Source organism: Sphingomonas oryzagri (assembly GCF_029906645.1).
In the GTDB taxonomy this organism is placed as follows: Bacteria; Pseudomonadota; Alphaproteobacteria; order Sphingomonadales; family Sphingomonadaceae; genus Solisphingomonas; species Solisphingomonas oryzagri.
In genome coordinates this window covers 426,889-443,089 of record NZ_JARYGZ010000002.1, presented here as the reverse complement: position 1 = coordinate 443,089, position 16,201 = coordinate 426,889, and the positions used below count along the sequence as shown (strand labels likewise).

14 protein-coding genes and 2 pseudogenes are annotated in these 16,201 nt (G+C 66.1%); 5 read left to right on the top strand and 11 right to left on the bottom strand.

The features are described from left to right. Positions 1-51 precede the first annotated feature (51 nt). Positions 52-1,824 (bottom strand): M28 family metallopeptidase, encoded by a 1,773-nt coding sequence (locus QGN17_RS16235; RefSeq protein ID WP_390902708.1) that lies wholly within the window; start codon positions 1,822-1,824, stop codon positions 52-54. Beyond that, entirely contained in the window at positions 1,706-3,220 is a 1,515-nt protein-coding gene (locus QGN17_RS16230) for a S10 family peptidase (protein ID WP_281045636.1), read from the bottom strand. The genes QGN17_RS16235 and QGN17_RS16230 overlap by 119 nt, the downstream gene beginning before the upstream one ends. A 205-nt stretch (positions 3,221-3,425) precedes the next feature. Here QGN17_RS16230 and QGN17_RS16225 point away from each other — a divergent pair, with 205 nt between their 5' ends. After that, on the top strand, positions 3,426-5,210 hold the full coding sequence (locus QGN17_RS16225) for an autotransporter domain-containing protein (protein ID WP_281045635.1): 1,785 nt from the start codon (positions 3,426-3,428) through the stop codon (positions 5,208-5,210). Between the two features lie 69 nt (positions 5,211-5,279). Beyond that, complete coding sequence (locus QGN17_RS16220) at positions 5,280-5,777, top strand: methylated-DNA--[protein]-cysteine S-methyltransferase (RefSeq protein ID WP_281045634.1); 498 nt, start codon at positions 5,280-5,282, stop codon at positions 5,775-5,777. Between the two features lie 15 nt (positions 5,778-5,792). Here QGN17_RS16220 and QGN17_RS16215 read toward each other — a convergent pair whose 3' ends face one another. Then, on the bottom strand, positions 5,793-6,683 hold the full coding sequence (locus QGN17_RS16215; protein WP_281045633.1) for an SDR family oxidoreductase: 891 nt from the start codon (positions 6,681-6,683) through the stop codon (positions 5,793-5,795). A 100-nt stretch (positions 6,684-6,783) separates the two neighbouring features. On the opposite strand from QGN17_RS16215, the gene QGN17_RS16210 reads away from it, so the two are divergent. From QGN17_RS16210 to QGN17_RS16200, 3 genes and pseudogenes are all read left to right on the top strand, one after another. Further along, on the top strand, positions 6,784-7,614 hold the full coding sequence (locus QGN17_RS16210; protein ID WP_281045632.1) for a helix-turn-helix transcriptional regulator: 831 nt from the start codon (positions 6,784-6,786) through the stop codon (positions 7,612-7,614). 254 nt (positions 7,615-7,868) lie between these two features. Further along, positions 7,869-9,188: a tyrosine-type recombinase/integrase gene (locus QGN17_RS16205; protein WP_281045631.1), complete on the top strand. Its 1,320-nt coding sequence runs from the start codon at positions 7,869-7,871 to the stop codon at positions 9,186-9,188. A 211-nt stretch (positions 9,189-9,399) separates the two neighbouring features. Then, positions 9,400-10,140, top strand: a pseudogene (locus QGN17_RS16200) (ATPase, T2SS/T4P/T4SS family); the annotation flags it as partial. On the opposite strand, the pseudogene QGN17_RS16195 reads toward QGN17_RS16200, so the two are convergent. The 8 genes and pseudogenes from QGN17_RS16195 to QGN17_RS16160 all read right to left on the bottom strand — a co-directional run. After that, a pseudogene (locus QGN17_RS16195) lies at positions 10,065-10,622 on the bottom strand (ArdC family protein); the annotation flags it as partial. The pseudogenes QGN17_RS16200 and QGN17_RS16195 sit on opposite strands and share 76 nt — an antisense overlap. 489 nt (positions 10,623-11,111) lie before the next feature. Then, positions 11,112-12,023: a cation diffusion facilitator family transporter gene (locus tag QGN17_RS16190; RefSeq protein ID WP_281045630.1), complete on the bottom strand. Its 912-nt coding sequence runs from the start codon at positions 12,021-12,023 to the stop codon at positions 11,112-11,114. Positions 12,024-12,081: 58 nt separating this feature from the next. Continuing rightward, positions 12,082-12,861, bottom strand: a complete 780-nt coding sequence (locus tag QGN17_RS16185) for a hypothetical protein (RefSeq protein WP_281045629.1) — start codon at positions 12,859-12,861, stop codon at positions 12,082-12,084. Beyond that, a complete protein-coding gene (locus tag QGN17_RS16180; RefSeq protein ID WP_281045628.1) occupies positions 12,858-13,235 on the bottom strand; it encodes a hypothetical protein in 378 nt (125 codons plus the stop codon). The genes QGN17_RS16185 and QGN17_RS16180 overlap by 4 nt, the downstream gene beginning before the upstream one ends. A 23-nt stretch (positions 13,236-13,258) precedes the next feature. Next, positions 13,259-13,945 carry a ZIP family metal transporter gene (locus QGN17_RS16175; RefSeq protein WP_281045627.1) on the bottom strand — a complete coding sequence of 229 codons (687 nt, stop codon included), beginning with the start codon at positions 13,943-13,945 and terminating at the stop codon, positions 13,259-13,261. A gap of 230 nt (positions 13,946-14,175) precedes the next feature. Beyond that, positions 14,176-15,159: a cation diffusion facilitator family transporter gene (locus tag QGN17_RS16170; protein WP_281045626.1), complete on the bottom strand. Its 984-nt coding sequence runs from the start codon at positions 15,157-15,159 to the stop codon at positions 14,176-14,178. A 159-nt stretch (positions 15,160-15,318) separates the two neighbouring features. Then, on the bottom strand, positions 15,319-15,786 hold the full coding sequence (locus tag QGN17_RS16165; protein ID WP_281045625.1) for an SRPBCC family protein: 468 nt from the start codon (positions 15,784-15,786) through the stop codon (positions 15,319-15,321). A gap of 69 nt (positions 15,787-15,855) precedes the next feature. Next, a complete protein-coding gene (locus tag QGN17_RS16160) occupies positions 15,856-16,200 on the bottom strand; it encodes a DUF190 domain-containing protein (RefSeq protein WP_281045624.1) in 345 nt (114 codons plus the stop codon). Between the last annotated feature and the right edge of the window lies 1 nt (position 16,201).

The following is a 16,201-nucleotide window of genomic DNA, read 5'->3' as shown; positions in this document are numbered from 1 at the left end:
TGCCGCTAGGCCGGACGGTGGAAATCCTCCCCCGCGAGGGGGAGGATCGGGTCATGGCCGGCGCTCCGCCGCCGTCTTTTCGCGCAAGGCCCGGAATTCGGACCCCGCATTCCATGTCGGCCACTCGCGCGACCAGGCGAGGCGCTTGCCGAGATCGTAGAACAGGTTCACGTCCGCCGCCGCGCCGGTGAGATCCCAGTCCGCCGACCAGGTGTCGCAGGTCTGGTGGTAGCAATGCGCGGTGTAATCGGTGACCCACTGGTCTCCCGCCGCTCGGCCGCCCTTCACCAGATCCGCACCGCCGCCCGCGCCCATCAGCAAAAGGGTCGGCACGCCGCGCTTGGCGAGCGAGAAGTGATCGGCGCGGTAGAACAGGCCGCGCTCGGGCTTGCTGTCCGGCGTGATCGTGCGCCCCTGAGTCGCGGCGACGGTGGCGAGATCCTTCTCCAGGCTGTCCTGGCCCGCACCGATCAGCACCACGTCCTTGGCGGCGCCGGCGGTCTGGAGGATGTCGATGGTCATCACGCCGACCGTCTTGGCCACCGGGAAGACCGGGTTCTGCGCATAATATTCGGAACCGAGCAGCCCGCGCTCCTCCGCCGTCCAGAAACCGAACGCGATCGTACGTTGCGGAGCCGGCCCGGCCTTGAACGCCTTGGCGAGCGCGAGCAGGCCGGCGACGCCGAGGCCGTCGTCGTTGGCGCCCGGCCGGATGGTCCGGCCCTGCGCATCGGGGGAGCCGACTCCATAGGCATCCCAGTGAGCGCCGAACATCACGGTCTCGTCCGGGTGGGTCTTGCCGGCGATCTTGGCGAGGACGTTGTGGCTCTCGATCCGATCGGACTTCACCGGCATGTCGACGGTGAGCGACGCGCCCTTCAACTCGACGGGGTGGAAATCCGCCTGCCGCGCCTGCTTCTTCAGTGTCTCCAGATCGAGTCCGGCCGCCTTGAACAGCTTCTCCGCGAAGGGCCGCGCGATCCAGCTCTGGAGCGCGACCGGCTGGGGCTGGCCTGCCGCCACCGGCAGCGCATAGGTGCCGCCCACCGTATTGCCCGCGACGTTCCAGCCGTAACCCGCCGGCCCGTCCTCATGGACGATCAACGCCGCGATCGCGCCGCGCCGGGCCGCTTCCTCATATTTGTAGGTCCAGCGGCCATAATAGGTCATCGCCTTGCCGCCGAACTTCCCGAACGCGGCGTCGCCGGGCTGGGCCTCGAAATCGGGATCGTTGACGAGGAAGACGGCGACCTTGCCGTGCAGGTCGACGCCCTTGAAGTCGTCCCAGCCGCGTTCCGGCGCCGAGACGCCGTAGCCGACGAACACCAAAGGCGCGCCGGCGATCTCCACCCGGTCGGTCGCCCGCGTGGTGCCCGGCGCGATGTCGGTGCCGACCACCGGCACCAGATCGCTGCCGCCGACGCTCACGGCGAGCTTGGTCGGGGCACCGGCGACGTCATGGATCATCGGGACCAGTTGCGTCCACTGCCCGCCTGGACCCGCCGGCTGCAGGCCGAGCGCCTTCAGTCGGCCGACCAGATAATCGATCGTCTTGGTCTCGCCCGGCGTGCCCGGCGCGCGCCCCTGATAGGCGTCCGAAGCGATTTCCTTGACCGTCGCGGAAAGCTCGGCCGGGGTAACCGGCGCGGGCGCCGCCGCGACGAAGAGGGGGAGGGCGGCAGCGGCAAGAAGAAAGGCCCTCACCTCACATCGCCCCGTAGGAGGCCATGATGTCGCGGCGCAGCGCCGCACCGCTGTCCGGCCGCGCGTAGAACATGTGGCCGCCCGGATACATGTGCAGCTGCACGCGGTTCGGAACACCATAGGTCGGCATTTGCGCGATGATCAGCTTCGATCCGAAATAGGGGCAGGAGAGATCGTCCCAACCATGGACGATGTTCACCGCCATCTTGGGATCGATCGCGATCGCCTTGCGCAGATCGGTGACCGGGCTGTCGCTGTCGTCGCGATCCCACTTGCGGTTCACGTCGAACGACAGCGCGTAGAAGCGGCCGTCGACCTTCCAGCCGACCTGATTGGTCACGAAATCGACCATCGCCGAGGTGGTCGGCGCGATCAACGTGGTGAGCAGCGGGTCCTCATACTTGGCGTCCGCGCTGGCCGGGAAGGGATCGTAGGCGGTGAAGTTCGAATCGTAGACCGATCCGATCATCCCCTGCGACCGCCGGATCTCGCGCAGATAGGTGCCGATGTCGACGCGGCCGTCCATGCGGCGGACCAGCGTCGGGTCGAGACCGGTCAGTTCGGCGACCTTGGCGGAGAGGCGATCGGTCGCTTCCTTGTCGCGGGTGCCGGCGAGGAAATCCTGCACGAACTGGGTGCGGTCATATTGCTCGACCGGCGCCATCGTCTCCGCGTTCAGGGTCTTGCCCTGCCGCTCGAAATTGCCGGCGGCCATCGCCGTCAGGTTGATCATCCACGGCAGCGGGGAGAGCGCGTCGTCCTCGCCGATCGCCGGCGGATCGAGATAGGGCGACACCATCGTCATGCCCGAAATGCCGACGCCGAGCTGGGTCTGGAGGTAATAGGCCAGGCGCGGCACGCGATAGCCGCCATAGCTTTCGCCGACGAGATATTTGCGGCTGGTCAGCCGGTCGTTCTGGAGCAGCCAGTCGTAGACGACGCGGCTGAGGTAGTGGATGTCCTCGTCCGACTTGAAGAAGAGCTTCTTGGTCTGATCGTCGTCCACCCGGCTGCGCGAGAAACCGGTGCCGATCGGATCGATGAAGACGAGGTCGGTGAAATCGAGCCAGCTGTTGGGGTTGTCGCGCAGCACGGCGGGATCGGACGGCGCATCGCCCTGCGCGCCGAACGCCACCTTCTTCGGCCCGATCGCGCCGAGATTGAGGTAGACCGAGGCCGCACCGGGGCCGCCGTTGAAGGCGAAGGTGACGGGGCGCGAGGCCCCACGGCCCGGAACGGTATAGGCGGTGTAGACCACCTCGCCCGTCACCTTGCCCTTGTCATCCTTGATCTGGATCGCGCCGACGGTGGCAACGTAATCGACCCGCTTGCCGCCGATGATCGCGGTCTGCTTGACCGATTTGGGCGCAGGGAAGAGCGGCAGGTCACTGTCCGGCTTGGCGGCATCCTTGGTCGCTTCCTTCGCATCGCCCCCCTTCTCCTTGTCGGCGGCGTGCGCCGGCGCTCCGAGCGCCACGAGCAGGGACAGGCAGGAGACGAGCGAAAGGATACGCATGGACGAGAAACCCCTTGGCAGACCGGCGCGTTGAGCGCCTTGCGAAGGGGGTGTCTTAGACCATGCACACAGCGACACCGCAAGACGAAGCGACGGCGTTTTCGTCACTTTCACGTCGTCGCCGTTCCGGCTTGTCACCCATGCGTGAGAAGGTTTACCAATAGGGCAAGCGCGACAACAGCGCCCGACCCACAGGGAGGTTGCATTGCAGAGGATCTGGAAGACGGCTGCGGCCGCCATGCTCGCTTCATGCGCGGTGATCGCGCCGGCCGAGGCCCGCGATTTCGATCGCGTCGTCGCCTTTGGCGATTCCTACGCCGATATCGGTAACGTCGCGGCGCTCGCGCCCGGCCTGTTCAACTTCACGGTGTATCCGACCGGGCGCTTCTCCGGCGGCACCAACTTCGTCGATACGCTCGCCAACTATTACAACGTGCCGGAGGCGAACTTCGCGTTCGGCGGTGCGCAGGCGGGATCGGCGAACATCGCCTCGCCGCTGCTGCCGGGCTTCGCGCAGGAAGTGCAGCTGTTCGAGACGACGGCGCCGGGCACCTTCGCCTCCAACGATCTGCTCGCCATGTCGGTGGGCGGCAACGACGCGCGCGCCTATCGCATCGGCGGCGGTACGCTGGCGGGCGTCGACGCCGCGACCACCCAGACCGCGACCGACGCGATCAGCGGCGTGCGCCAGCTGGTCGGCAAGGGCGCCAAGCATATCGTGTGGATCGCGGGTGACGCGGGCCAGCTTCCCGAGGCCGTGGGCCAACCGAGTGCTGCGATCGGCACCGCGTTCAGCAACGCCTACAATGCCAAGATGCAGGCGCTGCTCGCACCGATCGCCAATAACGGCGTACAGATCGCCTATGTCGACATCACCACGATCGGCAATGTCGTGCGCGCCGACCCGACGCGGTTCGGCTTCACCAACGTGACTTCCGCCTGCCCGCTAACCTGCATCGGCAACAGCGCGCTGCAGAGCCAGTATTTCTTCTATGTCGACGGCATCCACCTGACGTCGGCCGCCTTCGCGCTGGTCGGCCAATATGCCATCAACCAGATCGAGGCGCCCTACAGCTTCCGCGCCAATGGCGACCTGGTGAACCGCGCAGCGCAGGATTTCGGGCGGACGCTCAACGGCCGCGCCGATCTGGCGCGTGGCGGCAAGGGGCCGGACGGCTTCTCCTTCTATCTGCAGGGTCAGGGCAGCCATGACCGTTACGGCATGGACGAAACCTCCGATGGCTATCGCACGACGTCATGGGGCGCGACCGGCGGAGTCGAGTGGAGGCAGGCCGGCCTCGCCGCCGGCGCGCTGTTCAGCTGGTCCAAGTCGCATGCCGACAGCAGCAGCGTCGCCGACGACAGCGCCCATGCCAAGAGCTACCAGGTCGGCGGCTATGCGGCCTACGACACCGGCAGCCTCTTCGCGCAAGTCTATGGCGGCTATGGCTGGCACCATGTCGATATCCGCCGCACCGGCGTCGCCGATCCGCTGACCGCCTCGCCGCACGCCAACAGCATCTCGGCGGGCGCGCGCGCCGGCTGGCTGGTGCCGACCGCCATGGGCCGGATCGGGCCGATCGCCGGCATCGCCTACGCCCATGCCAAGCTCGACAGCTACAACGAGGCAGGCGATCCGGCCGCCGAGCTGAACGTCAGCAGCCAGAAGTTCGATACGGTGATCGCCTCGGCCGGCCTCGAATGGCGGCCCGAACTGGGCGACGCCATCTCGCCCTGGCTGCGCGCCACCGCCGAGAAGAGCGTCCATGGCGACACCCGCGACGTGCTCTACGCGCAGGCGGCCGCGCCCGGCGTGATAAACCGCTTCCAGATCCTGAGCGCGTCGGACCGCGCCTATGGCGACGTCTCCGGCGGCGTCTCGGCGCGGATCGGCAGCCACCTCGCGATCGAGGCGACCGCCCACACCAGCTTCTCGCGGCCGGAGGGCAACGACTACGGTGGCTTCGCCGGCGTGAAGCTCTCGCTTTGAGAGCAAACCGCGGGGCGTGACGGCGCGGGCGATCGCCTACATAGGGTGCGGACAGTCGGAGATGATACGATGACCCTGCACCGCAAGACGATCGCCTCGCCCGTTGGCGAGCTGACTTTGGTCGCCTCGGACGACGGACTGGTCGCCGTGCTGTGGGAGGACGACGCGCCGGACCGGGTGCGGCTCGGCACGCTCACCGACACGCCCGATCATCGGCATCTGGTGCAGGCGGAGCGCGAACTCGGTGATTACTTCGCCCGGCGCCGCACGACCTTCTCCGTGCCGCTCGACATGCGCGGCACCGATTTCCAGCGATCGGTGTGGCAGGCGCTGCTCACCATCCCATTCGGCGAGACGCGCAGCTATGCCGAGATCGCCCGACAGATCGGCCGCCCGACCGCGACGCGCGCGGTGGGCGCCGCCAACGGCCGCAATCCCATCTCGATCATCGCGCCGTGCCATCGGGTGATCGGCAGCAACGGCACGCTCACCGGCTTCGCAGGCGGGCTGAAGGCGAAGGAATATCTGCTCGGGCTGGAGAGCCGCCAGGGACGTCTCGTCGCCTGACGGCGCTCCGCTCGGTCAACGGTAGTAATAGTCTCCACCGATATCCTTGAGGAAGCCGGGGCCGGTCGGCGCCCAATCGAGCGCGTCACGGGTCCGCGCGCTCGATGCCGGAATGTTGGCGCCGGCGAACATCGTGAACCAGCCGAAATGATCGGCCGCGTCCTCGGGTGCCTTCGACACGACCGGCAGGCCGAGCCGATTGCCGATTACGCCCGCGATCTCGCGGAAGGGCACGCCCTCCTCGTCGGCGGCATGATAGCGCCGCTGCGTCACGCCGGTTTCGAGCGCGCGGCGATAGACCCGCGCCGCATCGATGCGATGCACGCCCGGCCAGCGGTTGGCCCCGTCGCCGATATAAGCGGCGGCGCCCTTCTCGCGCGCGATGCCGATGAGGATAGGGACGAAGCCATGATCGCCATCCCCGTGCACCGACGGCGCCAGCCGGACCACCGCCGCGCGCACGCCGCTCTCGGCAAGCGCGTCGATCGCCGCTTCCGATCCGCGCGGATAGCTGGCCGAAACCGGCGGCGCCTTGTCCTCCTCGGTGGCCGGACGGCCGTCGGTGAGCCAGGCGAAGCCGGATGTGGCGATGATCGGCCGGTCGCTGCCCTTCAGCATCGCTCCCATCGCCTCGATCGCGGCGCGATCCTCCGCCGCATTGGCGGCGAAGCGCGAGAAATCGTGGTTGAAGGCGGTGTGGATCACCGCATCGGCCTCGCTCGCCCCCTTCCGCAGCAGATCGAGGTCGCCGATCTCGCCGCGCAGCACCTCGGCACCGTCCGCCGCAAGTGCCGCGGCCTTCTCTTCGGACCGGCTGAGGCCGATCACCCGATGCCCGTGGGCGATCAGATCCCGCACCACCGCCGAACCGACCCAGCCGGTGGCGCCCGTCACGAATACACGCATGATCTTTCTCCTCGATCGTGTTGCGCGGCGAGGTAGGGGCTGGCATCATCCTGTTACAGTAGTGACTTTATCCTGGTATAAGATCTAACAGGCTGACAGCATGGCAACGGAAGCGAACCGGCTCGGCGATTATCTGAGGACGCGGCGGACGAAGCTCGACCCCGCCTCCCTGGGCTTCCCCACGCAGCGGCGTCGCACGCCGGGGCTGCGGCGCGAGGAGGTCGCCCAGCGCGCCAATATCAGCCCGACCTGGTATACCTGGCTGGAGCAGGGCAGGGGCGGCAATGCCTCGGCCGACGTGCTCGATCGCATCGCCCGCGCGCTGATGCTGACCGAGGTGGAGCGCGAACATCTCTTCCTGATCGGGTTGGGGCGACCGCCGGAGGTCCATTATCGCGGCGGCGACGGCTTCACCCCGCGCCTGCAGCGGCTGCTCGACGCGATCCCCTACAGCCCCGCCATCGTCCGCACCGCGACATGGGAGGTCGTGGCATGGAATCGCGCGGCGGCGGCGGTGCTCACCGACTACGAAACGCTGCCGCCGGGGCAGCGCAACATCCTGCGCATGATCTTCCTCAACCCGCGCGTCCGCGAGATCCAGTTCGACTGGGAGAGCGTGGCGCGCGGCGTGGTCGCCGCCTTCCGCGTCGATGCGGCGCGCGCCGGGGCCGATCGCGAGGTGGCGCCGCTGGTCGAGGAATTGTGCGCGCGCAGCCCGGATTTCGCGCGGATGTGGCGCGAGAACGACGTCCAGCTGCACGGTGACGGGGTCAAACGGATGCGCCACCCGGTGCTGGGCACGATCGCGCTCGAATATTCGTCCTTCGCGATCGACGGACGGCCGGATCTGGGCATGGTCGTCTACACGCCCGCCACCGATGCCGATCGCGATGCGATCCGCTCCCTGGTGGAACCCGAAGGCAAAATGTAGGAAGATCGCTGGAGCGGGCGAAGGGATTCGAACCCTCGACCCCAACCTTGGCAAAGTTGGCAAGGCTCTTTCCCATACTATCCGTGCCTACGCTAGGCTTCGCTAGAAAGTCCCTGATTTCCGTGGCTTTCTGCGCCATTTTACGCTAGAACCCGCCAAAGGACACCCGGCCATTTCCGGTCGTGGTGGACATCATGTGGACACCATATAGGGTCCGAGCGAGGCAGACTATGGGCAAGGCGTCGACCACCATCTTGACCAAGACGGTCATCGATGAAGCTCAGCCGCGCGACGATCGCTACGACATTTGGGATGGCCGCTTGGCGGGCTTCGGGCTGCGTGTGGAGAAGAGTGGCCGCAAGACCTTTATCATTCGATACCGGGCTGAAGGCGGTGGGCGGAACGCGCCGCGCCGGTTCATGACGGTTGGGCGCTTCGGCACCCTGACCGTCGATGACGCCCGGAAGAAGGCTCGCCAGCTCCTAGCGGCTGCAACGGTCGGCGACGATCCTGCCGGCGATCGCCAGACGAAGCGGCGCGAGATGCGAATGGATGCGCTGATCGAGCTGTACGAAGAGGAAGGCTGTTTCATACAGCGCGGGAAGCGACAGGGGATGCCGATGAAGCCCCTGACGAAGCAATACACGGTTGCACGCCTCAAGCATCACGTCGTCCCGCTGCTCGGTCATAAGCGCGTTAGCGAGGTAGGCACCGGCGAGATCGAACGGTTCTTCCGTGACGTATCGGCGGGCAAGACGGCATGCGACGAGAAGATTGGACCACGGAAGCGCATTGTCGTTCGCGGCGGAGACGGTGCGGCCCGCAAGGTGTTCCGCGACCTATCGGCGGTGTTCAGCTTCGCTTGCCGGAGGGAAATTGTGGAATCGAACCCTTGCGAGAAAGCGGTCGTCCAGAAAACGGATAACCGCCGGGATCGCTTCCTTACTCTTGCGGAGGTCACCCAACTCGGGAGGGCGTGTGACGATCTGGAAGCGGAGGGCGTCAACGCGAAGGCGCTGAATATCACCCGCCTTTGGGCGCTTACCGGATGTCGCCGGGATGAGATTGCTGCCCTTAAGTGGACCGAGGTCGATCTCGAACGCGGCCTTCTGATCCTCGACGACACCAAAACCGGAAAATCGCTTCGGCCGCTGGCGCTGGCGGCGGTCGCTCTGCTGCGCGGGCTCGAGCGCTCCAAATCGAGTGACTATGTGTTCCCATCGGACCGGACCGAAGATGCCCACTTCCAGGGCACCAAGAAAGTCTGGCCGGATATCATCAAGAAAGCGAAGCTGCCTGGCGTCACGCCCCACACGCTCCGTCACACGATGGGCGCGACCGCGACATCGACCGGCGAGGCGCTGGCTCTTACCGGGGCGATCCTCGGCCACGCGAACATGCGCTCGACAATGATCTACGCGCACGTCGAGAACGATCCTGCCCGCAAGGCCGCCAACCGCGTGGCGAGAAAGATTGCCGCCGCCCTGGCTGGGACGGACTCCAAGGCGAAAGTAGCGAAAGGGAAGGTGGCTAACAACAACGTCGCCGTCAAAGCGAACTCGGCCAGCACTTAATAGGGTGCTCGGTCGGCGATCGGCCTGTCTTCGCCGCACCAATTTATTGCGGTGGTCGCGCACGTCGTAGTGCGATGGCCCGCCGATCCCCTGTCTTTCTACGCTACGGCACTCCGCCGCGAATCGCTTGTTGAAGCGCGGCTCCGATCGCCTTCTTTAGGTGCCCTCGGTCGCGGTCGATGTTCGGCCGCCCGATGCGAGGGCGCCTATCGTGTCAGTCGAACCCATCCGTTCCGAAGCTGTCCAGCGCGGTGCTCGGATGCTCCGCACGGCGCTCGGTCCGGCGATCATCGCCTTCCTCAGTGAAGCCTCGATCGTTGAAGTCATGCTCAATCCCGACGGCCGCTTGTGGGTCGATCGGCTTGGCGAAGGTCTTGTCGATACCGGAAAGACGATGTCGGCCGCCGATGGCGAACGCATCATTCGGTTAGTCGCCCACCATGTTGGTGCCGAAGTTCATGCTCGCGCGCCGCGTATCTCCGCCGAACTGCCCGAAACCGGCGAGCGATTCGAGGGCCTGCTTCCCCCCGTGGTCACTGGCCCGGCCTTCGCAATCCGAAAGCCCGCCGTCGCGATCTTCACCCTCGATGATTACGTCGATCGGGGAATCATGTCCCGGATGCAGGCGGCAGCACTTCGCCGTGGCGTCGCGGACAGGGCCAACATTCTCGTCGCCGGAGGCACCTCGACCGGCAAGACGACGCTCACCAACGCGCTGCTGGCCGAGGTCGCGAAGACGTCGGATCGCGTGGTTCTGATCGAGGACACGCGCGAGCTGCAATGCGCAACTTCCAACCTCGTCGCACTCCGCACCAAGGACGGTGTCGCAACGCTTTCCGATCTCGTCCGCTCGTCGCTCCGCCTCCGGCCCGATCGCATACGGAAATCCGCATTTGAGGCTTTGATGAGCGCCTCGGCAATCGGCACGATCTCGCGTTCGGGCAGGGGAACCGGATCGGGCGCCAGACCGGCGCGCAGTCCTTCGCACTGCGAGACGTTGAACACCGTAAAGCGTTTGAGGAAGGGAACGGCGCGGGCTTCCTCGTCGGCCCGCTGGGCGCGCTCGGCTTCGCCCTTGGGAACGAAGCGATCGGCATAGACAACGGTGGTTCCCTTCTCACCCTTGCGGACGCATCCGCCTGCGTCCTGCGCTTGGCGGAAGGTAAGCCAGCATTGAGAGGGGAAGGCGTTGCCGATGACGGCGCCCCACAGGATCAGGACATTGACCCCCGAATAGCTGCGGCCGGTGAGCGCGTTGCGGGGTAGGCCGGTGGTGGCGGTGCCCGCCTTCCCCCAAGGCTGCACCCACGGGAAGCGGCCTGCCTCCAGCTCGGCGATGATCTTGGCGGTGACATCATCATAGATGTTGGTGCGCGGCTCGGCGGAAGCCTCTGCCACCTCTCCCCGCGCGCGACGCTTGCTGACGGAACCCATGCGTATCCTCCTCGCCAACCCAAGCACACGGGCCTCCCCCGGAAGCGGGGGGTGGGCGGCGAGGCGACCGAAGAGGCCCGCTTCGAGCGGCGGGCGGCACCCGCAAGGGGCGCAACGAAGTGGAGCAGCCGGGCGAAGCCAAGGCTTGCCGCCCGCCGTGGCGGGCCTAGCAGGGAGCGCCGGCCAAACCCCGCTGACCACGGGAGAGGCCCTATCAACACCGCCGCGCCAGCAGCGTCACCATGCCGGCCTAAAGGCCGGCCAAGCGCCAGCGATCGTAACCGTCAGGCCGAGACCGCAGGGCTCGGTGGCGAGCGGGCGAGCCATAGAGCGCGATCCCGGCTTCGCCGGGAGGCGCCATCATGCGGTTCGATACCTGGCTCACGGATTTGTCGCCGTGGGCGCCTTTCGGGGTCTAGGGGGCGGCGCCCACGGCGCGACCCTTCTCACAAGCCGGGAGTGCAGCTTGCGGGGGTCGATTCAGATAGGTCAGGGATGGATCGGATCGGCGGCACAGCGATCGCCAGGCTGGTCCACTTGGATCGTGACGTGTTCGATATGAAAGCGATCGGCGAGCAGCCGGGCGACGCCGCGCCTGGCAACGAAAAGCGCTTCGCTGTCCGCGACGACGATATGGACCGTACAGGACACGTCATCGTTGCTCATCGACCAGATGTGGAGGTCATGGACGTTAGTGACGTGATCGATCGACGCGATCGCGGACCGGATGTCATCCAGATTGAGATTGTTGGGCACGCCTTCGAGCAGCACGTTGGTCGTGTCCCGAAGCAGCACCCACGTTCGGGGCAGCACCCACAGGCCAATGCCTACAGCCACCAGAGGATCGACCCAGGTCCAGCCCGTGAATTTGATCGCGAGGGCGCCGAGAATGACGCCAACCGATCCGATCATGTCGGCCCACACCTCCAGATAGGCGCCCTTGACGTTGAAGCTCGCGTCCTTGCCCGCCATCAAGAGCCTCATCGAGGCGATGTTCACGATGAGGCCGATCGCGGCGACGATCAGCATTCCCATCGACTGGATCGGCTCGGGGCTCGAAAAACGCTTGATCGCTTCAACCAGCACGTAGATCGCGATCGCGAAGAGCAAGACCGCATTGAAGGCCGCGGCGAGGATCTCGGCACGCTTGTAGCCGAAGGTCCGCTTCGCATCCGGCTTTTGACGGCCGAAGCGGATCGCCATGAGCGCGATGATGAGCGCGGCGACATCGGTGAGCATGTGGGCCGCGTCGGACAGCAGCGCGAGGCTGTTGAAGTAGAAGCCGCCGATCACCTCGGCGACGAGGTAGGTCGAGGTCAGCGCCAGCGCCCATTTGAGCATGGTCGCGTTGGCGCCGGCAGTGTGGTCGTGGGCGTGCCCGCCCTCGGCATGGTCGTGCATCCTCAACTCCCTCCTTGTGATCAACCAGGTGTGGTGTTCAGTCGGCGCCGGGTCATGGTCACTCGTCCGACTGGAAATAATGGAAGGCGTCCGCCGGGATGCGGGCGGTGACGACGCCGTTGGTGATCCGGGCTTCGCGGAGGCCCATTTCCGATTTGAGGCGGGCCTCATAGGCGGCGTCCTTCACGGTCGGCGCGACGGCGCCGCTGCGATTGGTGGCCGCATCGCGTGAGACGGGATGGGCGTGAATCTCGAAGAGGAGCGACCAGCCGGCGCGCCGTTGCTCGGCCACCACCACGTCAATCGGGTCCGGCCCGTTGGCATCCTCGGTCGGCGTCAGCTCGTAAAGCGCCCGGACCATTCGCGTCGTCGGGTTCTCCAGCACGTAGCCGTCGAAACCGTTGACCTTCGTGTCGCGCACCGCCTCGGTCATGAAATCACCGTAGATGGCACGCTCGAAGCATGAGGCAGGCTTCACATATTCCTTGCCCGCCATCGACACGAGGCTGGCATTATAGTCGCCGCGTGCGCTGAGCAGATGACCCTGCACCTCCGCATTAGGTCCATTTTGGATAGATTTCCGAAAGCGCGCGTAGCCGTCGGTCTTGGGCTCGACCGCCGTATCCCAACCGGCATCGAGAGGGACATCCCATTGACGCATCGCGTGCCGGCCGGGTTCGCCCTTGCCGTCATGGCCGGGCAGCCCCGTCGGCCTGGTCTCTATCCGGCAAAGCGCCGTGTCAGCCGGGCGACGACTGCTCGCGCAGCCCGACATCAGCAGCATCGTGGGGGCCGCCAACATTATCGCGATCGCCGCCGAGCGCGTCCGGCCGATCATGTCGGCTCCTTGTCGTCGGGGCGCGCGCGATACTCGACGTCGAGACGCTCCAGCGCCTCGCCGGTCGCCAGCGGGATCGAGGCGCTGAACACGGTCGGCGCCCCGGACTTGGCAAGCGCGCCAAGTCCGGCGTCGCGCACCGTCGGGATAGCCGACCCTGTTCGGTAGGCCGTCATATGAAGATGCCCCCAGATCGGGGTGATGATGAGAGGTCGGCGCCCTACCAGGCCGACGACGGTGACGCCTTTGGCCGAACGGTAGGCATGCACCGACGAGATGCGCAGCCGGGTATCGGGGGCGACATGCGCGGCGATGGGCAGGGCAGGCCCGGCGATGCAGCCGGGCAGCGCGAGGCCGCCGAACGCAATAGCCATCCATCGGGGCAACCACGCACGCATCATCCCGTCAGCTCCTCCAGCAGGAGCAGGCCGAGAAAGCCGACGAAGAACATGGCGCTGATCAGAGGATTGTCCGGATGCTCGTGCGCCTCGGTCAAAAGCTCCTCGGTGACGAGGTAGAGCAGCGCCATGAGGCCGAAGCTCAGGAAGCCCGCGATCCAGACGCCCGAGAGGGTGGCGACGGGGGTCGCAATGACGGCGCCGATCGGAAGGAGCAAACCGATCAAGGCAGTCACACCGACGATCTTCCACTTCGATGTGATCGTCTCGCCCAGCTCGGTCGTGACCGTGAGGCCGAAGAACAACACCTCCAGCGTCAGCGCCACGGTGAGCAGGAGCCCGGCCTTGGCGCCGGCGATGAAACCCAGACCGAGAACCAGGCCATCGACCAGAATGTCGATCGCGATGGCACCGAGCAGGACGACCGGCCCTTTTGCGCGGCCTTCCAACGCCTTCAGCGTGAGCATCAGGGCAACGCCCGCGGCCCCACCAATCAGCGTGGCGCTCGGTGAGTTCTGGTGCATCACCTGGGGCAGGATCTCGGCAGCCGCAGCCGCGAAGACGACGCCGGCAGCGAGATGCTGCATGGCGCTGACGAAGCCCGGCTTCGGAGTACGAGCGACGGCGATGGCGGCGCCGACTATGATCGCGACGAGCGGGATGATCGTGTAGGTGAGAGCCTGCATCGCCTATTCCTCCGTGGTGGCGCGGGTCGGGGCATACCAAGGCTTCAAACGCCGCCTTGACGATGCGATGCGAATCCCGAGAGCCTGCGCACGACCCCTCACGCCCTCGCGAGTCCGATCCAGCAGGCGTGCGATGTCCTCGGCCGGTCGCCCTTCGGCCGCTAGCTCGCGCAGGCGCGCAATATGCTCCTCCGACCAGGGGCGTCGGCGCTGGCTGACGGGCGCTTCGGTCACACGGTTGCGTCCGACGCGAGCGTGCAATGCAAATCGGGGTTGGTCTCGATCTGGATCGTCGAGTGGTGGATGCTGAATCGCTCCAGCAGCTCGGTTGCAATGCCGGCGGCGAAGTCGTCGCCTGGATAGCCCGACGGCACGACCAAATGGACGGTGAGCGCCGTTTCGGTGGTGCTCATCGGCCAGATATGGAGGTCGTGGATCGCCTCGACCTTCTCGTGCTCGCGCAGGAAACCCCCGATCACTTCGGGGTCCATGCCCGGAGGGGCGGCCTGGAGCGCCATGTTGACCGAGTCCCGGAGCAGGCCCCAGGTGCCGATGGCGATGACGAGGACGATAATGAGGCTCGTTACCGGATCGATCCAGGTCCAGCCCGTCAGATTGATGAGCAGACCGGCGACGACGACGCCGGCCGCGAGGCCGGCATCGGCCGCCATGTGAAGGAAGGCGGCCCGGACATTGAGGTCGCCCTTGCGCCCGCTCATGAAGAGCAAGGCGGTCGCGCCATTGATGAGGATGCCGACGGCTGCGACGATCATGACGGTGGTGCCATGCACCGGCTCGGGCCGGGCGATCCGCTCGATGGCCTCGACGGCGATGATGGTGGTCGCGACCAGAAGCATGATCGCGTTGAGGAAGGCCGCGAGGATCGAGCTGCTTCGCAGCCCGTAGGTATAACGGCCCTTGGGACTCCGCTTCGCCAGCACTGCCGCGACCCACGCGATCAGGAGGCCCAGCACGTCGCTCAAATTGTGCCCTGCGTCGGCGAGCAGCGCGACTGATCCGGCCGCGATCCCGTAGATCACCTCGACGAGCACGAAGCCGAGATTAAGCGTGGTGCCGATCGCAAACGCGGTCCCGAAGCTTGCCGGAGCATGGCTATGTCCATGTCCATGACCGTGGCTATGTCCATGCCCGTGCCCATGATCGTGGCCATGTCCATGCCCATGATCGCGATCGTGATCGTGATCGTGCCCCATCTTTCCGGGTACGGCTCCGCTTCCGGACGGTTCTGAATGACTGTGGGGCATCGGCTTACTCCGGCTTCTTGGACAGGATGGAGAGGGGCATCTTGATCAAACGGTCGGCGAGCGCGGTGAAGGATCGGCGTGCCTCGCGTTCCACCCGATCGCCGCTGGTCAGCGTGTTCCTCGCGGCGAGTAGCGCGATGCCGTCCCCGGTTTGACGAGATAGGCAGCCATCGCCCGGTTGGTCACTTCGAGCGCCTTCATCAGCCGACGTCGAAAAAGCAGCGTGAAGACGAAGGCGAACGGCCCCGTGAAACGGATGTGGTGCAGCAGGAACGTGCCATGCCCCGCCTTCTGAATCGCGAAGCCTTCTTCCAACCGGAGGAAGGGGCCGGCCACGAAACGCCATGTGAAGGCACGCAGGCGATCGACGTGTAGGACGACCGCCTTGTTCGACGACATAATTTTCCCGTCCGCCGCTGATCGAAAGTGAAGTGTGATCCGCGAGCCTGCAACTGGGTGGCCGTTGAGCGCCACGAAGGGATGCCAGGATTTGTAGGCTTCGAGGTCCGCAATCACGCGCCATACGCGCGCAAGCGGCACGGTGAGGTGAATACTTGTTTCGAGGATGGTAGACATGGTGCGATGTCCGATTGGCTCGGGCTCCGCGCGCGAGGCGGAACGGCTCATTGCGCGCGGAGCCCGGCGTCATGCTGCGTCTCCGCCCCGATCGGTTCGGCCGCCGCCGGAACGAAGGATCTCGACCGCTTCGAGCGTGACGAGGCCGAGTCCGGGAACATCGCCGAGGCCGTCGGCAAACCCGCGTAGCCTGGTCTCCTCGTCAACGATCTCGATCACGACCGCGCGATCGCTCTCGAGGACGTGGCGCCGATGGACGTGCGCTGATCTCCCGAAGCCAAGCAGGGCCTCGAGGACCGTCACACCAGCGAGCTTCCCGTCTCGCGCTCGGGAGGCGACCACCTCGAAAACCTTGCGGTCTCCGAAGTAGGCAGCCTCGTCGGTGTAGATGCGAAGCAATTTGGATGTTGTCATC